General features: G+C 48.9%; 15 protein-coding genes and 1 tRNA gene. 8 read left to right on the forward strand and 8 right to left on the reverse strand.

Annotation, left to right across the window (positions count from 1 at the left end; all coding sequences use genetic code 11):
* Positions 1-81 precede the first annotated feature (81 nt).
* Positions 82-1,482, forward strand: coding sequence for an asparagine--tRNA ligase (gene asnS, locus A5320_RS07495; protein WP_068063157.1), 1,401 nt, complete (start codon positions 82-84; stop codon positions 1,480-1,482).
* A gap of 146 nt (positions 1,483-1,628) precedes the next feature.
* On the opposite strand, the gene A5320_RS07500 is transcribed toward asnS, so the two are convergent.
* The 5 genes from A5320_RS07500 to A5320_RS07520 all read right to left on the reverse strand — a co-directional run bounded on the left by A5320_RS07500 (position 1,629) and on the right by A5320_RS07520 (position 8,288).
* Complete coding sequence (locus tag A5320_RS07500; protein ID WP_068063159.1) at positions 1,629-2,189, reverse strand: NAD(P)H nitroreductase; 561 nt, start codon at positions 2,187-2,189, stop codon at positions 1,629-1,631.
* Between the two features lie 70 nt (positions 2,190-2,259).
* The gene (locus A5320_RS07505; protein WP_068063160.1) at positions 2,260-2,940 is read right to left on the reverse strand and encodes an HvfX family Cu-binding RiPP maturation protein; all 681 of its coding nucleotides are present in this window, start codon (positions 2,938-2,940) and stop codon (positions 2,260-2,262) included.
* 136 nt (positions 2,941-3,076) lie between these two features.
* The gene (locus tag A5320_RS07510; RefSeq protein WP_068063161.1) at positions 3,077-4,498 is read right to left on the reverse strand and encodes a glycogen synthase; all 1,422 of its coding nucleotides are present in this window, start codon (positions 4,496-4,498) and stop codon (positions 3,077-3,079) included.
* Between the two features lie 95 nt (positions 4,499-4,593).
* Complete coding sequence (gene glgC / locus A5320_RS07515) at positions 4,594-5,826, reverse strand: glucose-1-phosphate adenylyltransferase (protein ID WP_068063163.1); 1,233 nt, start codon at positions 5,824-5,826, stop codon at positions 4,594-4,596.
* Between the two features lie 425 nt (positions 5,827-6,251).
* Positions 6,252-8,288 (reverse strand): oxidoreductase, encoded by a 2,037-nt coding sequence (locus A5320_RS07520; protein WP_068063165.1) that lies wholly within the window; start codon positions 8,286-8,288, stop codon positions 6,252-6,254.
* Between the two features lie 140 nt (positions 8,289-8,428).
* Here A5320_RS07520 and sppA point away from each other — a divergent pair, with 140 nt between their 5' ends.
* Positions 8,429-10,309 carry a signal peptide peptidase SppA gene (gene sppA, locus A5320_RS07525; RefSeq protein WP_068063167.1) on the forward strand — a complete coding sequence of 627 codons (1,881 nt, stop codon included), beginning with the start codon at positions 8,429-8,431 and terminating at the stop codon, positions 10,307-10,309.
* Positions 10,310-10,394: 85 nt separating this feature from the next.
* Complete coding sequence (locus A5320_RS07530) at positions 10,395-11,972, forward strand: serine hydrolase (protein WP_068063170.1); 1,578 nt, start codon at positions 10,395-10,397, stop codon at positions 11,970-11,972.
* Between the two features lie 58 nt (positions 11,973-12,030).
* Here the strand turns inward: A5320_RS07530 and A5320_RS07535 are convergent.
* Positions 12,031-12,121: transfer RNA gene (locus A5320_RS07535), tRNA-Ser, on the reverse strand.
* A gap of 221 nt (positions 12,122-12,342) precedes the next feature.
* Here A5320_RS07535 and A5320_RS07545 point away from each other — a divergent pair.
* From A5320_RS07545 to A5320_RS07565, 5 genes are all read left to right on the forward strand, one after another.
* Positions 12,343-13,008, forward strand: coding sequence for a Bax inhibitor-1/YccA family protein (locus A5320_RS07545; RefSeq protein ID WP_068063174.1), 666 nt, complete (start codon positions 12,343-12,345; stop codon positions 13,006-13,008).
* 123 nt (positions 13,009-13,131) lie between these two features.
* Positions 13,132-13,494, forward strand: coding sequence for a DsrE/DsrF/TusD sulfur relay family protein (locus tag A5320_RS07550; protein ID WP_068063176.1), 363 nt, complete (start codon positions 13,132-13,134; stop codon positions 13,492-13,494).
* Complete coding sequence (locus A5320_RS07555; RefSeq protein ID WP_068063179.1) at positions 13,494-13,850, forward strand: DsrE family protein; 357 nt, start codon at positions 13,494-13,496, stop codon at positions 13,848-13,850. Before A5320_RS07550 ends, A5320_RS07555 begins: the two co-directional genes overlap by 1 nt.
* The gene (locus A5320_RS07560) at positions 13,851-14,114 is read left to right on the forward strand and encodes a DsrH/TusB family sulfur metabolism protein (RefSeq protein ID WP_068063182.1); all 264 of its coding nucleotides are present in this window, start codon (positions 13,851-13,853) and stop codon (positions 14,112-14,114) included.
* Positions 14,108-14,443: a TusE/DsrC/DsvC family sulfur relay protein gene (locus A5320_RS07565; protein WP_068063185.1), complete on the forward strand. Its 336-nt coding sequence runs from the start codon at positions 14,108-14,110 to the stop codon at positions 14,441-14,443. The genes A5320_RS07560 and A5320_RS07565 overlap by 7 nt, the downstream gene beginning before the upstream one ends.
* Before the next feature lie 41 nt (positions 14,444-14,484).
* Here A5320_RS07565 and A5320_RS07570 read toward each other — a convergent pair whose 3' ends face one another.
* Positions 14,485-14,664, reverse strand: a complete 180-nt coding sequence (locus A5320_RS07570) for a hypothetical protein (protein WP_068063186.1) — start codon at positions 14,662-14,664, stop codon at positions 14,485-14,487.
* Positions 14,665-14,720: 56 nt separating this feature from the next.
* Complete coding sequence (gene serS / locus A5320_RS07575; protein ID WP_068063187.1) at positions 14,721-16,013, reverse strand: serine--tRNA ligase; 1,293 nt, start codon at positions 16,011-16,013, stop codon at positions 14,721-14,723.
* Between the last annotated feature and the right edge of the window lie 4 nt (positions 16,014-16,017).

The following is a 16,017-nucleotide window of genomic DNA, read 5'->3' on the forward strand; positions in this document are numbered from 1 at the left end:
CGGCCTGCGTATGATTACACCTCTTTAGCGAAATTCAAATCGAAATTCAAACCATTCAAGCAGCAAGTTGGAGCCTATTGCATGACACATGCAGTGATTAAAGATATTTTGGCCGGCAAATATGCAGTCGGCGACCTGGTTACCATTAAAGGCTGGATCCGCACCCGTCGCGATTCCAAAGCTGGTATTTCTTTCCTCGCCGTACACGACGGCAGCTGTTTTGATGCACTGCAAGCCGTCGCTCCGGCTGAACTGAATAATTACGAAACTGAAATTAAACGCCTGACGACGGCTTGTTCAGTGATTGTCAGCGGTACCATCGCCAAATCTGAAGGCCAGGGCCAATCCTTTGAAATTCAAGCCAATCTTGTTGAAGTATTGGGTTGGGTCGAAAATCCGGATACCTACCCAATGGCGCCAAAACGCCATTCGATGGAATATCTGCGCGAACAGGCACACTTACGCTCACGTACCAACATGGTAGGTGCTATTACCCGGGTTCGCCACTGTCTGGCCCAGGCCATTCACCGCTTCTTCCATGAGCGTGGTTTTTACTGGATCAGCACACCAATTATTACCGGTGCCGATGCTGAAGGTGCAGGTGAAATGTTCCGCGTCAGTACTTTAGACATGGAAAACCTGCCGCGTGATGACAAAGGCAAAGTTGATTACAAGCAAGACTTCTTCGGCAAAGAAACCTTTTTAACGGTGTCTGGTCAGCTCAACGTTGAAACCTACGCTTGTGCGCTGTCCAATGTGTACACCTTCGGCCCGACTTTCCGTGCAGAAAACTCGAACACCACCCGCCACTTAGCCGAATTCTGGATGATTGAACCAGAAGTGGCCTTTGCTGAATTAAAAGATGTGGCGCAGTTGGCCGAAGACATGCTGAAGTATGTATTCAACGCTGTATTGACTGAACGCAGCGATGACATGGCGTTTTTCGCCGAGCGTGTGGACGATAAAGCCATCAGCCGCCTGCAAGACATTATCAATTCTAGCTTCGTGCGGATGGATTACACCGAAGCGGTGGATATTCTGAAGACCTGTGGCAAAAAATTCGACTACCCGGTGGAATGGGGTGTGGATTTACAATCTGAACACGAGCGTTATTTAGCCGAAGTGCATGTTGGCGCGCCGGTTATTCTGCAAAACTATCCAAAAGACATCAAAGCGTTTTACATGCGGATGAACGAAGATGGTAAAACTGTCGCCGCCATGGACATTCTGGCACCAGGTATCGGTGAAATCATTGGTGGTTCACAGCGTGAAGAGCGTTTAGAGCAACTCGATGCGCGAATGGATGCAATGGGTCTGTGTAAAGAAGATTACAGCTGGTACCGCGACCTGCGCCGTTATGGCACAGTGCCACATGCCGGTTTTGGTCTGGGCTTCGAACGTCTGGTGTCTTATGTGACGGGTGTGGGTAACGTGCGTGATGTGATTGCATTCCCACGGACCCCGGGTAATGCCGATTTCTAAGCGTTGTTCAACACACTGACATTCGTCAGTTGCTAAAAATAAACCCCACTTTTCAGTGGGGTTTTGTTTTTAGGAATAATTTTAGATTTTAGGTTTCGTCCGCATCATCAGCTTGCCGGTAATGCCGCTGATACCTCAATAAAAAATCAGATAAAATCTGAGAAATACTCGCTGCAATCGACCAATTTACGCTCCGGAGCTTCCGTAGCACAGGTGCCTAAATATAAATATCCGACAATTTCGTCATCTTCGCCTAAACCTAAGGTTTGTTTAACAAACTCATACTGGGTGTAAGCGCCGGTGCGCCAAATTCCGCCAAACCCAAGTGCAAAGGCCGCTTGTTGCATCGCCATCACCGCGCAAGCCGCTGATTGCACTTGCTCTTGCACCGGAACTTTATGATGCTCGGTACATTTGGCGATACAGGCAATCACCATCGGCGCGCGCAGCGGTAACTGGCGTGCCCGCTCTAATAATTCATTGGCAATCGACGGGTCGTCTTCCACTGCCGCTTCGGCGAAAATATCACCGAGTTTTGCCAGTGCAATACGGCCACTAAATACAACAAAACGCCATGGTTTTAAACCGCCATGATCCGGTACCCGCAATGCGGCTTGTTTAATCAGAGTTAATGCTTCACCACTCGGTGCCGGCTCAGTCAGTCGCGGCGAAGAATAGCGGGTGGTTAATAAGGTGATCGCATCCATAAAAAGCTGCCCTTGGAGAAAATTCTCTGTAAGGCTAGCAAATAAAGTTAAAGCACGACAACAGTTTTCATCAATCGCGCCCTCGTTTGCTGATCCAATAATCAACACTCAGGTATCGCCCGCCGCCTCTGGTCAGTAACTGCCACAGCATCAGAAGATAAATAACGGCAAACTCGGCACCATTGTTGAGAATAGCGACGGGCCCCTTGGCCAACAGCCAGTCTATATCGCCATACTCAGTAAGCAATTGCCGGATTTTACTGAGTCGGTTCGCTATTTCGGCACTTTGTTGCAGACTTTGTTCCGCCTCTGACAACCCAAACCAACTGAAAAATTGCGCCGCACTGCTGGCGCCATCCGCCGGTGCGATGGCAAACCAGCCGTGAGGCAGATGCACGGTCAATATGGCGACCAACATCGTCAACAGCAGCGGCAATGCAAACAACCGCGTTGCCAACCCCAGCAATAACGCAAAACCGCCGACTAATTCAATATATCCAACAAGCGTGGCTAGCAACATGGGTGCGGGTAAACCTAAACCCCACTCCTGATTGCCAAACCATTGCACGACTGCGGGATCGGCCAGCACTCTGGCCAAGCCATCCAGCTCCGGGTTATTCCAGCCAAGTTTACTAAAACCCGCTACCGCCATGACCGGCGCCAGCAATAACCGCACCGCCAATAACAATATAAATTCCGATTGCCGGCAGCAGCGCAGAAATTGCAGATGATAAAATTTGAGGACAGCCATTAAACAGTTTCCGAAATTGATTCATTCGGAATACCAGACCGGATGGACGTGTTTTTACTTTCTGCAGGCACCGCAACCGAACGACCGTTAGCCGTTAACAATAAGCAGCCAGATAGGCTGGCCGCCGTGTTGACGATCAGAAACTCAATGCTCTTTGATATAACTGCTGATACAACAATGCCGCCTGATCCCAGCCAAAATACTGTTGCATACCACGCTGTTGCATGGTTTTGTATTTACGCTGATCGGCATACAAGGCAATAGCTTGCTGCAAAGCGACCATGACATCTTCAACCGATGGTTGTTCAAACGAAATACCGGTCGCGCCACGTTTGCCAAGCCCCACCACGGTATCCTTCAGGCCACCGGTGGCGCGAACAATCGGCAAGGTGCCATAACGCAAACTGTAAATCTGATTCAGGCCACAGGGTTCAAACAAACTTGGCATCAGGAAAAAATCGCCTGCCGCTTCTAACTGATGCGAAAAATCTTCATCAAAACCTTCAATAAACCGAAATTTCTCCGGAAATTGCTGCTGTAGTTGTTTGAGCGGCCCGATAAACTGCTGCTCTCCCGTCCCCATCATCACCACTTGAGCCTGTGCCTCACCGAGCCACTGCGCCAGCGCCGGAATGAGATAACTGAATCCCTTCTGGCCAGTCACCCGGCTGACCGCCACAAACAGCGGTGCTTTCGTTTCAGCCAGATTGACCTGCTGCCGCAGCTGCGCTTTACAAAGGGCTTTGCCGTGCAAGTCATCCGCACTGTAATGGGCAATTAACGAATGATCGGTCTTCGGGTCCCAGCGACTGTAGTCGCAGCCATTCAAGATGCCGCTAAAATCGGCTTGTCGCGCCTGATAAAGTTGACTGAGCCCATTGGCAGCCGGTTCAGATAACAACTCTTCCCGATAGCCCTGGCTTACGGTATTGAGTTGACTGGCGTTCATCACGCCAATGCTTAACATCGACAACTGCACCTGCTCTGGCACTTCATGCGGACTCAGGCCAAGCACAGGTAAATCGTGCCAGCCAAGCCCTTGTTGATAAGCTGCATTATGAATACTGAGCACAAAACGGCTATTGAGCAATTTGCCTTGTTGTTGCAACTGCTTCAGATACACCGAACCTAATGCCGACTGCCAGTCATGGCCATGAATGATCGCCGGGCTTTGTGCTTCAGGTAGTGTTGCCAAATACGCCAATACCGCTTTACAGAAAAATGCAAAACGTAATGCGTTGTCCGGATAAGCGTGCTCACCATCGTCATAAGGCCGTGGCCGGTGAAAAAAATCATGGTGTTCAATCAGCGCGATGTCGATATCGTCGTGCTGCAGATGACGAATGGCAGCGCCGATATGCTGCCCGTTCATCTCAACATAAACTGACTGCCACTGATCGAACAGTGGCAAAGAGTACAACGCGCCATAGCGCGGCAGCAGGATGGTCAACTGATGCCCTTGCTGGCGCAGGGCTTGCGCCAGGCCACGGGTTGCATCAGCCAGGCCACCGGTTTTCAGCAAACCTTCGTATTCACTACATAAAAACACTACTTGCATGTCAAACCTTATTCAGCTGAAGCGCTGTTGGCCTGCCGGTCAAAACCAATTTTGTTAAAACCAACTCAATCCAAACCAACTCAATCAAACCCTACTTAATCAAACCCAATCAGGGCGCCTTTCGGGATCACCACCACGCCATCCGGCGAGACGTGGAACCGCTCTTTATCCAGCACCGGATCTTCGCCAATCACCGTACCCGGCGCTATCTTCACGTCTTTGTCGATAATAGCGCGACGAATACGGCAACCGCGGCCAATGTCGTTATTACCCATCAACACGCTTTTCTCGATGTAACCATGGCTGTGCACATGCACGTTGTAGCCAAGGATCGAATGATAAACGATAGAGCCACTAACAATACAGCCGGCAGCCACCATCGAACTAATGGCCTGACCGGTGCGGTTTGCTTCATCGTGCACAAATTTCGCCGGCGGCACTGGTGGCGTGTAACTGCGTAGCGGCCAGTATTTGTTATATAAATCAATCGGTGGCACGACTGAGATCAAATCCATATTGGCTTCATAATACGAATCGATGGTGCCAACATCGCGCCAGTAACCCCAGGCTTCTTCTTTTTCACCACGAATAATATTGGTAGAAAAATCGTAAACGTAGACGTCACCTTGCGGAAACAGCTTTGGAATAATGTTGTGACCAAAATCATGTTTGGAATCATGCACTTTGGCATCTTCTTCCAGCACATCTACCAGACACTTCGCTTCAAAAATATAGTTGCCCATGGAAGCCAGTACAAAACCAGGTTTACCCGGTATGGTTTTCGGATTTGATTTTGGTTTCTCTTCAAACCCAATCATTTTGCCGTTGGCATCCACTTCAATCACGCCAAATTCATGTGCCTGCGCAATAGGCACCGGAATAGCTGCAACTGTTAATTTAGCATTATGCTGGCGGTGAAAATCCAGCATTTGCCGGACGTCCATTTTGTAAATATGGTCGCCACCAAATACACAAACATGTTCCGGATCAAGACCATGGATTAAATGCAGGTTCTGGTACACCGCATCGGCAGTGCCCAGATACCAGTGCTTACCGGTTTGCATTTGCGCCGGAATAGGGTCGATAAACCTGTTGGTTAAACCTGTCACCCGCCAGGAACGGCTTAAATGCTTCATTAATGAATGCGACTTAAACTGGGTGATGACAAAAATCTGCAATAAATCTGAATTGACGAAATTGTTCAGCACAAAGTCGATAATCCGGTAGTTGCCACCAAATGGCACTGCGGGTTTGGCGCGGATCCCGGTTAACGGAGCCAGTCTGGTGCCTTCACCCCCGGCCAAAATCATTGTTAATACACCTGACATCTGAGACTCCCTGTTACTGATCACTGTGACGGCTCAAGCAGTTGCGATGTTGACCCGCCAGCATTATCCCCTTCGATTTTCAATCTTATGCCTGAACTGCGAAGAGTAAATAGGTACTACCAACAAGGTATAGCAAAGCTGATACCATGATTGTCATAACACCGATAAATCCTTGTATAGGCGGAAATAACTGCGCGGTGTGCAGCTTAATGTATGTCCCGGGTATGGCATCCGTATGACAATCTGCGCCAGATTGGTGCAAACTGAAATATTTGCACCAGCACGGCACAACAGCAAACTGTGTTGATTGTAATACCGCCAACGATGCACAAATGGCAAGCAAAATCAGCGTTTTTAAGAAAAATCTGTAGAAAAACGGGCGCTCAGTGAATTGAGCGCCGATGTGAAATATTACCGATAGTTGATCAGATCCGAGCGGCCAGTTCAGCGCCCTGCCGGATCGCTCGTTTAGCATCCAGTTCAGCGGCAACATCAGCACCACCAATCAGATGCACACTGCAGCCACGGTCAATTAAACCTTGTTGCAAAGCCCGTTGTGGCTCCTGTCCGGCGCAAATCACCACGTTATCGACGTCCAGACAACGTTGCTGACCCTGCAGTTCAACCCATAAGCCTTCGTCGTCTATCCGCAGATATTGTGCGCCTGACAACATATCAACACCTTTTTTCTTCAGCGCCGCACGGTGGATCCAGCCGGTCGTTTTACCTAGGCCAGCGCCAACTTTGGTATTTTTGCGTTGTAACAAAAATACTTTACGTGGAGGCACTTCCGGTGTTTGATCCGGCAGCAAGGCGCCACGGCTTTGATAGTTTTTATCAATGCCCCAGTCTTTTAACCAGGCATCCGGTTGCAGCGTCAATGAATGTGGCTCGGTCAGATATTCAGCTACATCAAAGCCAATACCTCCAGCGCCGATAATCGCTACTTTTTCACCAACAGCTTTATGGTCGCGCAGTACATCGAGGTAACTCAACACTTTCGGGTGATGAAAGCCGGTTAAATCCAAATCACGTGGCACAATGCCAGTTGCCAGCACGATTTCATCAAATCCACCGCTTGCCAGACTATCCACACTTTGCAGCTGGCCCAACTCGCGTTTTACCGAGTGCAGCGTCAACATCCGGTCAAAATAACGGATGGTCTGATGAAACTCTTCTTTGCCCGGAATTTGCTTGGCGTAATTAAACTGACCGCCGATCTGCGTTTCTTTATCAAACAAAGTGACCTGATGGCCACGCTGCGCCGCATATACACTAAACGCCATACCGGCTGGACCTGCGCCCACCACTGCAATTTTTTTCGGGGTACTGGCAGCGTCAAAGTTTAGTTCGGTTTCATAACAGGCGCGCGGATTGACCAGGCAACTGGCGCGTTTGTTCTGAAACACATGGTCAAGGCAAGCCTGATTACAAGCGATACAGGTGTTAATTTCATCTGCTTTGCCAGCAGCGGCTTTATTCACAAACTCCGCATCGGCCAAAAATGGCCGCGCCATACAAACTAAATCGGCTTCACCACGCGCCAGAATATCTTCAGCCACTTGTGGGTCGTTGATGCGGTTGGTGGCGACCACTGGGATCGTCACTTGTTGTTTGATGCGGCCGGTGATCCAGCTAAAAGCTGCTCGCGGTACCATGGTGCCAATGGTTGGCACCCGGGCTTCATGCCAGCCAATGCCGGTGTTGATCATGGTGGCGCCGGCGTCCGCAACCATTTTGGCTAAGGCCACCACTTCATCGTAACTATTACCATCTTCCACCAAATCGAGCATCGATAAACGATAAATGATGATGAAATTTTTGCCGCAGACTTCACGTACCGCGCGAATGGTTTCCAGTGCAAAGCGGCAACGATTGTCAAAACTACCGCCCCACTCATCCGTGCGCTGATTAGTTCGCTGACAAATAAACTGATTAATTAAATAACCTTCCGAACCCATAATCTCCACGCCATCGTAACCGGCTTTCTGGGCGAGTCTGGCAGAGCTGGCGAAATCTTTGATGGTGCTACGCACCGTTCGTGCTGACATTTCAGCTGGTTTAAATGGGGTAATGGGCGATTGGATTTTGCTGGGCGCAACGCTAAACGGATGATAACCGTAACGACCGGCATGCAATAGTTGCATACAAATCAGCGCGTTATGTTTATGGACAGCCGCTGTGACTTGTTTATGTTTAGCTGCTTGCCAGAACCAACTGAGCTGACTACCAAATGGTACCAGATTGCCGCGAAAGTTCGGGCTGATACCGCCGGTGATAATCAGACCAACACCGCCTCTGGCGCGTTCTTCATAAAAGGCCGCCAGTTTGGCGAACCCTTGTTTTTCTTCTTCCAGTCCGGTGTGCATGGAGCCCATCAACACCCGGTTTTTCAGCTGGGTGAACCCCAAATCCAATGGTTGTAATAAATGTGGATAAGACACTTCGGCCTCTCTGGTCATACCTGTTTAGTGGCAAGACTTTAGCCGCTTTTAACTGCACTGACAAGGAATATACATTTACTTACAAATTCCGTTTAAGTTCATTGGGCATTTTCGGTATCTTAAGCGATTGATGAAGTTGTTTTATAAGGTGAATACGTATGTCAGTAGAAAGGCCTGGCCTGTTCCGTCGGTTATTTGGTGCCATTTGGGGCGGATTTAAACTGGTTCGTAATCTGGTTTTAAACCTGATTTTCCTGGTGTTTTTTATTGGTTTGATCAGCGTGATGTTTTCTGGCGACGATAAAGTACAGGTACCGGACACAGCTGCATTAGTGTTGGAGCTCAATGGTGATTTAGTTGAAGAGCAAAGCTGGGTTGACCCGGTTGAAGCCATGATTAATGAAAGTGCCGGTGGCAGCGAAGAAACCCCGGAAATTCTGGTGCGCGATTTAGTTAAAGTGATCCAGAACGCTACCAAGGATGACAAAGTTAAAGTCATCGTACTGGCACTGGCTGATTTACGCTCAGGCTCACTCGACAAGCTACAAGCGGTGGGTGTGGAACTTGAGAAATTCAAAGCGGCTGGCAAAAAAGTCTTTGCCACCGGCAGTTTCTACTCTCAAAACCAATATTTCCTGGCCAGCTTTGCCGACTCTATCAACCTGCAACCTGGTGGCACTATCTTACTGGAAGGTTATGGCAGTTACCCAATGTACTACCGCAGTGCACTGGAAAAACTCAATGTAACCACCCATGTGTTTAAAGTAGGCACCTACAAATCGGCGGTGGAACCTTTCCTGCGCGACGATATGTCGCCTGAAGCCAAAGAAGCCAATAGTTTGTGGTTAGGTGAACTGTGGAGCACATACAAAACACAAGTTGCGGCGCGCCGTGGTTTTGAAGTGACTAATTTTGATGAAACCTTTGCCAGCCTGAATGAAAAACTGGCGGCGGTTCAGGGTGATATTACCCAATACGCTTTAAATGCCAAGCTGGTCGACACTCTGAAAACACGCGAAGGCTTTCAGCAAGATATGATTGCGCTGGTCGGTGCGGATGAGAAAGAGCATACGTTTAATCAGGTGCATTACGAAGACTATCGCAAACTGGTGATCCCACCGGTGAATGTGGTGAATCCACTGACCGACAAAGTCGCGCTGATCATCGCTCGTGGCAACATTGTGGATGGTTCGGCTAAAGCCGGCACCATCGGCGGTGACAGCACTGCCCGCTTACTGCGCCAGGCTCGCCACGACGAAAAAGTTAAAGCTGTGGTGCTGCGCATCGACAGTGGCGGCGGTAGCAAGTTTGCTTCAGAAATTATCGCTGAAGAAATCAAACTGTTAAAAGATGCTGGTAAGCCGGTTATTGCCTCAATGGGTGCTGTTGCTGCATCGGGTGGTTATTGGATTGCCGCTTCAGCTAACGAAATCTGGGCTGCGCCAACAACTATTACTGGATCTATCGGTATTTTCGCCATGTTCCCAACTGCCGAGAAAGCGTTCAGCACCCTGGGTATTAATGTTGACGGCGTTGGTACCACTGAAATGGCTGGTTTTAACTCTGGTTTACCGTTTTTCCGGGGTCTGACACCAGAAGCCGCAAAACTGATGCAGCTGACGGTTGAACGTGGTTATGACGACTTTATCAGCTTTGTCGGCACCAGCCGTAATCTGGAAAAACTCGCTGTTGATAAAGTCGGTCAAGGTCGCGTCTGGACCGGCACCAAAGCGCTGGAATTCGGCCTGGTCGACAAACTGGGAACGTTGGATGATGCTATCGCTTCAGCCGCTTCTAAAGCCAGTCTGACACATTTTGATGTAATGGTCGTGGAGCAGGAACTTACGCCACAACAACAAATGTTAAAACAGCTGTTTGGTTCAGCAAAAGCCAGCGGCTGGTTACCAGAAATGCACAGCCAGTCGAAATTGAGCAGCCTTGGTGTATTACGTCAGCTGGACAAAGAGCTTGGGCAATTCACCCAATTTAATGATCCAAATGGCGTTTACTCTTACTGCTTTACCTGTGCGGTGCAATAACTTTAAAGTTGTTGTAAGTTAACAGTAAATAACCCGGCGCCTTGCCGGGTTATTTTTTGGCGGAAGATGAATGCTAAGGACTTTTATGAAACTTGTACCGACTTTTCTTATCCTCAGCTGTTTACTGAGCGGCTCGGATGCTGTTGCAACTTCAGTCCATCAGGCTTCTGTAGCGGCCACGCTCGACCTTAAAAAAATAGATCAGATTGTTGCATCGGCCATGGCTGAGTTTCAGGTGCCTGGCCTGGCGATAGCGGTAGTATCACAGGACAAGTTGTTGCTGGCCAAAGGTTACGGCGTGCGGGATATTGGCAATAATCAACCGGTAACAGCACAAACTTTGTTTGGCATTGCTTCAAATACCAAAGCTTTTACTGCAGCCGCGCTGGCGATGTTGGTCGATCAGGGCAAATTATCCTGGGATGACAAGGTCATTCAGCATATTCCTGAATTTCAGTTATTTGATGCTTACGTTAGCCGCGAAATGACCATCCGCGATTTATTAAGCCATCGCTCGGGCTTAGGCCTGGGCGCCGGCGATTTGTTGATTTGGCCTGATACCAACAAAAGCACGGCTGACATCATCAAAGCACTGCGTTTTATCAAACCAGCCAGCAGTTTTCGTTCCGAATATGCCTATAACAATCTGATGTTTGTGGTGGCCGGTGAAGTGGTAGCCAGAGTGTCAGGTCAAAGCTGGCAGCAATTTGTCGAACAACAACTGTTCAGCCCGCTAGGCATGACAACAACAGCCGCCGGTTATTCCCGAATTGCCGCCAGCAACCAAAACCGCGCCGTCGGCCATATTCCGCTGGACAACAAGCTACAACGTTACCCGCTGGATTACCTGGAAGATTTCCGCGGCGCTGGTGCTATCGCATCGAATGTCAGCGAGATGAGCCTGTGGCTGCGCACGCAACTGGCCAATGGGGTGATGCCCGATGGCAAAAGGCTATTTAGCGCTGCACAACAACAGCAAATGTGGCAACTGCATATCAACTCACAGGTATCGCAGAACAGCTTTCATAGCACCCGTCAGCAGTTTGCCGGTTATGGCCTCGGCTGGTCGATTGATGATTATTTTGGCTATAAACGTTTAAGCCATGGTGGCGGCATTCTGGGCATGGTGTCGCAGGTGACGCTTATTCCTGAGAAAAGGCTGGGCATCGTGATCTTGACCAATCAGCAGGCATTTCCCGCCATTACGGCTATCAGTCGTGAAGTGCTGGAACAAACTTTAGCGTTACCGGATAAAGATTGGCTGAAGGAGCTCAGCAGCAAATACCACAGTGGCCGCGAAAAACTGTATAAAAACGCCGGTCCAATGCAACTGACCGAAATACAACCGGCTTTAACCAATTCACACTACAGTGCCAACTTTGCCAGCGACTGGTACGGGCATGTCAGTATCAAAGAGATCGATGGCAAGCTGCGGATTAAATTTTTGCACACGCCAAAATTGCAAGGCTGGCTGGTACACCACAGTGGTAACAGGTTTGTAGTGCAATGGGATGACCGACTGATGGAAGCCGACGCCTATATCGATTTTCAACTTGATGCCGGTCAGCAGGTACAATCAGCTAGCATGCAACTAGTCAACCCAGAGATCACCGACTTTAGCTTTGATTTTCATGATTTAGTTTTAACCGTGACCAAACCATAAGGTGTAAATGGATCACACACAACGAAAAAGCCCAGCGGTTAAGCTGGGCTTTTAAATATGGCGGAGAGAAAGAGATTCGAACTCTTGAAGGGCTACTAACCCTCGCCGGTTTTCAAGACCGGTGCATTAAACCACTCTGCCATCTCTCCAATGCGGCGTATCTTAATCAGATCATTCCTGAAAAGGAAGTGTTTTTTTCAGTTTTAACATCTTGAATTGATTTATAAAGATCAAGCGTTTGTTTTTTAGCCTTTTCTTTGCACCATTCGTCGCAGCCAAGGAATTATTCTGCCCATGGCTGGTCAAAAATGCTGACTTCAATCCCGGATACTTGTATAGTTTGCCGGTATTAACAATCACAGGAGTGCTTATGTCTTACCAAAACCAACAGATCCTTACTGGCTCAGACAGCTTAAGTATCAACAAAGTACTGCGCAATACCTACACTTTACTGGCCATGACGCTGACACTAAGTGCGGTGACCGCAGGCATCGCGATGATGCTTGATTTTGGTCCGATGGTTGGCCTTGGCTTAACGCTACTGGCATTGGTGCTGGTGTTTGTTGTGATTAAAAAAGCCGATACCGCAGCAGGTTTATTCTGGGTCTTCGCTTTCACCGGCGTGATGGGTGCTTCAATTGGCCCGATGCTCAATCGTTATGCTGCAATGCCAAACGGTCCGGAAATTATCATGCAAGCCTTTGGCGCTACGGCCTTAATTTTCTTCTCGTTGTCTGCTTACACCTTAACCAGCAAAAAAGATTTCTCATTTATGGGCAATTTCCTGTTTGTTGGTCTGGTTATGGCGGTGATTGCTGGTATCGCCAATATCTTCTTCCAGGTTCCGGCGTTACATTTAGCAATTAACGCTGTTGTGGTGCTGCTGATGTCTGGTTTTATCCTGTATGACACCAGCCGTATCGTTCAAGGCGGCGAAACTAACTATATCCGTGCGACGGTTTCTTTGTACCTGAACATCTTTAACCTGTTCACGTCATTGTTATCGTTACTTGGTTTTATGAACAGCGACGACTAATAGTTGCAGCAAAACTGAAGTTGGTTAAAATGCCCCGCTGGTCGGGGCTTTTTTATGTCCGTGGATAAATGAACGTCAAAAAATGCATCAGCACTTTTTGATGAACTACGCAGGTGTTCGCCAATGGCAGTTTTTGCTTTATACGTTCAATCAAGCACTTATGCCTGCCCTACTTTGGCCTCAGTGTTACGCTTCGCCAAGGCCGCCCTGTTACAGCAACATCAGCTTGACCATATTTTCTTTTACCAAGACGCAGTACAAGCCATTGTTGCAAGCATTGATTTACCTGCTGATGAGCCCGATGTCGCTACAGATTTGATTGCCTTTTGCCAGCAGCACGATATTCCGTTGTTATATTGCGTCACCGCAGCCGAAAAGCGTGGCCTTGCGACATTAGCTGTCCCGGCCAGAACTGGTTTTATCGCGGCAGGTCTGGCTGAATTTGCGATGCGACTGGATGCAGTGGATCAGGTGGTGCAATTTTAATGAAAAAAATAGCGGTAATACTCAGCCATAGCCCGTTTGATGGTGCGATCAGTCGCGAAGCACATGACATGATTATGGCGCTGGCAGCGGTTGAACATCAGGTGACGGTGATTTATCAGGACGCGGCGGTGTTGCAACTGCTCCCGATACGTAGGTCTGCCGCACTTGGCTGTAAAGATTATACCCCTGCGCAGAAACTATTTGAGCTCTATGAAGTTGCCGCTGTCGTCGCCGATGCTTGCGCGTTACAGCTGTATCAGATATTGCCTGAGCAATGTTTAATTACCGTCACCGTAATGTCCGATCAGGCCATCCAGGCGCTACTGGCACAGCAACAGCATATCCTGAGGTTTTAGATGATTTTGTATCAATGTACTGGTCAAAGTACCGCTGCATCACCCCGCTTGCTCAGCCTGATCACACCGCATGATGCGTTGTTATTCCGCCAGGATGGTGTTTATCAGCTGCTGACTGATCAGCAGTGGCCGACATCAAAGCTCTTCGCTTTACAGCAGGATATCAATGACCGGCAGCTGCCATGCCCGCCCAAAGTGCAACTGCTGAGTGATGCAGAGTGGGTAGAGTTATGCCAAAAAGCGCAACAGGTGTTGTTATGTTAAGTCTAACTGTTGAAGGGCTTGTTATACCACTGGATCAGCATGGTTATCTGGCGGACCTTAATCTGTGGTCAGAAAAGCTGGCGCTAGAATTTGCCCGGTTGGAACAAGTCAACATGAGCGCTGAACACTGGGAAGTGGTGCTATTTGTGCGTGATTTTTATCAGGAATTTCGAACATCACCGGCGATCCGGGTATTAGTGAAAGCAATTGCCGCCAAATTAGGGCCGGATAAAGGGAATAGTAAGTATTTGTTTATGCTGTTTCCGGAAGGCCCGGCAAAGCAGGCAACCAGAATTGCGGGTTTGCCAAAACCGGCGCGTTGTTTGTAAATTGCCGATCGTTGTCATCGTAACATGATTACAAGCGGGGGTTAGGCGCGGGTGTTGGAATACCAGAGCCAGGCAGCTTCAAAAATAACGAATCCAACGACACCAACCACGGCCAGAATAATCAACCAATACGCCCAGCGCAGCATCAACTTCGTCATGCTAACCCGCTCTTTGCGAACCACTTTTTTAATGACGGCAGCAGGTTTTGTTGTATTAGGCATCTATTACTCCAAAAACGCAGCCGGCGTAAACACCGGCTGTTTCAACATAGAACAAGCTACGCAGAGATAACGGTTTTGCCACCCATATAAGGTTGCAGTACATCCGGAATACGCACAGAGCCATCGGCTTGTTGATAGTTTTCCAGAATCGCCACTAAGGTGCGGCCAACCGCTAAACCAGAACCGTTTAAAGTGTGCAATAACTCAGGCTTTTTGCCTTCTTCCGGCCGGAAACGCGCTTGCATCCGCCGCGCCTGGAAATCACCCATGTTGCTGCATGACGAGATTTCACGATAGGTATTTTGCGCTGGTAACCACACTTCCAAATCGTAAGTTTTGGTCGAGCCAAAACCCATATCACCGGTACACAGCAACATCACGCGGTACGGTAAGCCTAACAGTTGTAACACCTTTTCGGCATGACCTGTTAATTCTTCCAGCGCCTTCATTGACTGCTCCGGGTGCGCTAACTGCACTAATTCAACTTTTTCGAACTGATGCTGGCGAATTAAACCACGGGTATCACGGCCGTACGATCCGGCTTCACTGCGAAAACACGGCGTGTGGGCAGTGAATTTTTGCGGCAGATCGGCTAAATCAAAAATCCGATCCCGCGCCAGATTGGTCACCGGCACTTCGGCCGTTGGGATCAAGCTCATGCCAACACCCTCTTCAGTGGCCGGTTGGGTGTGGAATAAATCCGCACCAAACTTAGGCAACTGACCGGTACCGTACAACGAATCTTTATTGACCAGATATGGCACATACAGCTCAGTATAACCATGCTGTTCAGTGTGCAGATCCAGCATAAATTGCGCCAGTGCACGATGCATCCGGGCGATCTGCCCTTTCATCACCACAAACCGGGAACCTGCAATTTTCACTGCACTTTCGAAATCCAGACCACCGGCCAATGCTTCGCCAACGGCTACGTGGTCTTGTGGTTCAAAGCTAAATGCTGGAATGTCACCAAAACAGCGCACTTCAACATTACCGGTTTCGTCGGTACCAACAGGCACCGATAAATCCGGCAGGTTTGGTAAAGTTAAGGCGATTTGGTCAAGCTCAGCCAGCACTGCATCCAGCTGCACTTTGGCGTTGTTCAGCGCGTCACCGAGGCCATCCACTTCTGCCAGTAACGGCGCAATGTCTTCACCCCGGGCTTTGGCCTGGCCAATCGCTTTGGATTTACTGTTACGCTGGTTTTGCAGCTCTTGGGTTGCAACCTGCAATTCACGGCGCTGTTCTTCCAACGCGTTAATCTGGGTCACGTTCAGCGTGAAACCACGGGTTGCCAAGCGCTGTGCCGTTTCGGCAATTTCACCACGTAAATATTTGCTATCTAACATAATT

This window comes from Rheinheimera sp. SA_1 (genome assembly GCF_001669775.1).
In the GTDB taxonomy this organism is placed as follows: Bacteria; Pseudomonadota; Gammaproteobacteria; order Enterobacterales; family Alteromonadaceae; genus Pararheinheimera.

Bases quoted from the DNA above. Each gene is read 5' to 3' on its own strand.
- A5320_RS07530 (WP_068063170.1), top strand. From the start codon at position 10,395: ATGAAACTTGTACCGACTTTTCTTATCCTCAGCTGTTTACTGAGCGGC.
- A5320_RS07500 (WP_068063159.1), bottom strand. From the start codon at position 2,189: ATGGATGCGATCACCTTATTAACCACCCGCTATTCTTCGCCGCGACTG.
- glgC (WP_068063163.1), bottom strand. From the start codon at position 5,826: ATGTCAGGTGTATTAACAATGATTTTGGCCGGGGGTGAAGGCACCAGA.
- A5320_RS07520 (WP_068063165.1), bottom strand. From the start codon at position 8,288: ATGACCAGAGAGGCCGAAGTGTCTTATCCACATTTATTACAACCATTG.
- A5320_RS07570 (WP_068063186.1), bottom strand. From the start codon at position 14,664: ATGCCTAATACAACAAAACCTGCTGCCGTCATTAAAAAAGTGGTTCGC.
- A5320_RS07505 (WP_068063160.1), bottom strand. From the start codon at position 2,940: ATGGCTGTCCTCAAATTTTATCATCTGCAATTTCTGCGCTGCTGCCGG.
- sppA (WP_068063167.1), top strand. From the start codon at position 8,429: ATGTCAGTAGAAAGGCCTGGCCTGTTCCGTCGGTTATTTGGTGCCATT.
- A5320_RS07545 (WP_068063174.1), top strand. From the start codon at position 12,343: ATGTCTTACCAAAACCAACAGATCCTTACTGGCTCAGACAGCTTAAGT.
- A5320_RS07550 (WP_068063176.1), top strand. From the start codon at position 13,132: ATGGCAGTTTTTGCTTTATACGTTCAATCAAGCACTTATGCCTGCCCT.
- A5320_RS07565 (WP_068063185.1), top strand. From the start codon at position 14,108: ATGTTAAGTCTAACTGTTGAAGGGCTTGTTATACCACTGGATCAGCAT.
- A5320_RS07560 (WP_068063182.1), top strand. From the start codon at position 13,851: ATGATTTTGTATCAATGTACTGGTCAAAGTACCGCTGCATCACCCCGC.
- serS (WP_068063187.1), bottom strand. From the start codon at position 16,013: ATGTTAGATAGCAAATATTTACGTGGTGAAATTGCCGAAACGGCACAG.
- A5320_RS07555 (WP_068063179.1), top strand. From the start codon at position 13,494: ATGAAAAAAATAGCGGTAATACTCAGCCATAGCCCGTTTGATGGTGCG.
- asnS (WP_068063157.1), top strand. From the start codon at position 82: ATGACACATGCAGTGATTAAAGATATTTTGGCCGGCAAATATGCAGTC.
- A5320_RS07510 (WP_068063161.1), bottom strand. From the start codon at position 4,498: ATGCAAGTAGTGTTTTTATGTAGTGAATACGAAGGTTTGCTGAAAACC.